We start from the raw sequence: 2,431 nt of genomic DNA on the forward strand, positions 1-2,431 counted from the left end.
AGCAGCGCCATCGCCAACGCCAGCGCGGCCCAGCCGCGCGCGGCCAGATCGCGGCGCGCGCCCAGCCCCAGCAGGGCCGCGGCCGCCACCAGGGCCACCACCCACAGCAACCACGCGCTGGCATGCAACTGGGTCGCGCGCGCCTCCAGGTCGGTCGGATCCAGCGGCAGCAGTCCCATGCCGGCGAAAGCCAGGCCGGCCAACAGCAGCAACTGCCCACCAACGCGCAACGACCAGGGCGCGTGGCGGCCGGCGCGGCGCAGCAGCCGCAGCGCCAGCGCCATCGCCAGGCACCCGGGCAGCACGAACGCCAACAGGTTGAACGCCCAGGCGTGCGGGATGCCGCGCGCACCGAGCAGGGCCAGCGGATGCGACCACGGCAGATAGCCGGGCAGCACCGCGCCGAAGCCCAGCATCGCCGCCACCGCGGCCACTGCCAGCAGCGGCCCGATCCAGCGCAGCACCCGTTCGCTCACCTCGCCCATCCGTTCCCGTCCTTTCGCGCCGGCATGGCGCCTCCAGCCGGGCATTGTCGCCGCTGCGGCCGCGGCCGGCACGCGCGGCGTGGCGCCGCCGCCCTTGCATCGGCGCCGCGGCGCCTCCATACAGAGCGTCCTCTCGCCTGCGATGACACTGCCCATGTCCGACACGCCCCACGTTTTCGACGCCAAGACCGAGACCTTCGAAGCCGACGTGCTGCAGCGCTCGCTGCAGACGCCGGTGCTGGTGGACTTCTGGGCGCCCTGGTGCGGCCCGTGCAAGACCCTGAGCCCGATCCTGGAAAAGCTGGCGGCCGAGTACAACGGCGGCTTCGTGCTGGCCAAGGTCGACGTGGACCAGGAGCAGCAGATCGCGGCGGCGTTCCAGATCCGCTCGGTGCCGACCGTGTTCCTGGTCAAGGGCGGGCAACTGGTCGACGGCTTCCCCGGCGCCCTGCCGGAGGGCCAGTTGCGCGAGTTCCTGACCCAGCACGGGATCGTGCCGCTGGCCGCGCAGGAACCGGCCGAGGACGTGCCGGCGGCGCCGCTGGATCCGCAGGCCGAGGTGCAGCGCCTGCGCGAGGCGGTGGCGGCCGAGCCGGACAAGGACGAACTGAAGCTGGATCTGGCCCTGGCCCTAGTCAAGGTCGGCGCCGCCGCCGAGGCCGAGACCCTGATCGACGCATTGCCGGCCAATCTCGCCACCGACGAGCGCGCGGTGCGGGCACGGGCGCGACTGGGCTTCGTCGGCGCGCTGCAGGCCGCCCCGCCGCTGGAGACCCTGCAGGCCACGCTGGCGCAGGATCCGACCGATCTCAAGACGCGCTACCTGCTGGGCGTGCGCCACCTGGTCGGCGGCGACGACGCGGCCGCGCTGGAACAGTTCCTGGAGATGCTGCGCCAGGACCGCGCGTTCGAGGACGGCCTGCCGAAGAAGGCGCTGATCGATGCGTTCCGGGTGATCGAGGACGAGGATCTGGTCGGGCAATACCGTCGGAAGATGTCCGCCCTGTTGTTCTGAGATTACAATCTCAGGTCCAGCGGCTGACTACGGCGTCTCCAGCCGCTGCGACGGACGGACGCGACCCGGCCTGACCCCAGGATGCCGCGATCAGGGACGAACGCCGCCTGCAGCCCCGCAGGCAGCGCCGGCCTGGTCTTTTGCCGGATGTATGCCGTGAACCAGTTCGATCGCCGCATGGCCTCGCCCACCCGCACCTCGTGGGCAGGCGCACGCAGACTGGCCGGCCTGCTGTGCTGGATTGGCCTGCTGCTCGCCCCCACTGCGATGGCGCAGGACTGGCACTACCGGGTGCGCCCCGGCGATACGCTCTGGGATCTCGGCCGGCTGTATCTGCGCCCGGGCATGGACTGGGCGCGGTTGGGCCAGCACAACCAGGTCGCCGATCCGCAGCGGCTGGTGCCGGGATCGCGCCTGCGGTTTCCGATCGCCTGGCTGCGCGTGCAACCGGCGCCGGCGCGGCTGGTCGCCCTGCGTGGACAGATCAGCGTGCAGACCGCCGACCGGGCGACGCTCTCGGCGCAGCAAGGCATGCCGCTGCCGATCGGCAGCGCGCTGCAGACCGGTGCCGATGCCAGCGCGACCGTGCAGTTCGCCGACGGCTCGCGCATGCAGGTGCGTGAGAACAGCCTGGTGCGCTTCGACCAGCTCGTCCGCTACGGCGCCACCGGCATGGTCGATACCCGGGTGCGGCTGGAGAAGGGTCGCACCAGCAACGACGTCATCCCCGCCACCGGCCCCGCCTCGCGCTACATCATCCAGACCCCGTCCAGCACCAGCAGTGTGCGCGGCACCCGCTTCCGGGTCGGCGCCGGCAGCGACAGCGCGTTCGCCAGCACCGAGGTGCTGCAGGGTGCGGTGCGCGTCGCCGGCCAGGGCGGCCAGCGCCTGCTGCAGCCAGGCGAGGCGGCGCGGGTCGCCACCGGGTCGA

General features: G+C 72.4%; 3 protein-coding genes. 2 read left to right on the forward strand and 1 reads right to left on the reverse strand.

Going from position 1 to position 2,431, the window contains the following annotated elements; all coding sequences use genetic code 11:
• A partial coding sequence (locus D588_RS0121855) for a DUF998 domain-containing protein (RefSeq protein WP_017917518.1) occupies positions 1-485 on the reverse strand: 485 nt, incomplete at its 3' end.
• Between the two features lie 154 nt (positions 486-639).
• Here D588_RS0121855 and trxA point away from each other — a divergent pair.
• Both trxA and D588_RS0121865 read left to right on the forward strand, forming a co-directional pair.
• Positions 640-1,500 carry a thioredoxin gene (gene trxA, locus D588_RS0121860; protein ID WP_017917519.1) on the forward strand — a complete coding sequence of 287 codons (861 nt, stop codon included), beginning with the start codon at positions 640-642 and terminating at the stop codon, positions 1,498-1,500.
• Positions 1,501-1,656: 156 nt separating this feature from the next.
• Positions 1,657-2,431: FecR domain-containing protein (locus D588_RS0121865; protein ID WP_198526795.1), on the forward strand; the 775-nt coding region annotated here is incomplete at its 3' end.

This window comes from Xanthomonas sp. SHU 308 (assembly GCF_000364645.1).
Classification (GTDB): domain Bacteria; phylum Pseudomonadota; class Gammaproteobacteria; order Xanthomonadales; family Xanthomonadaceae; genus Xanthomonas_A; species Xanthomonas_A sontii.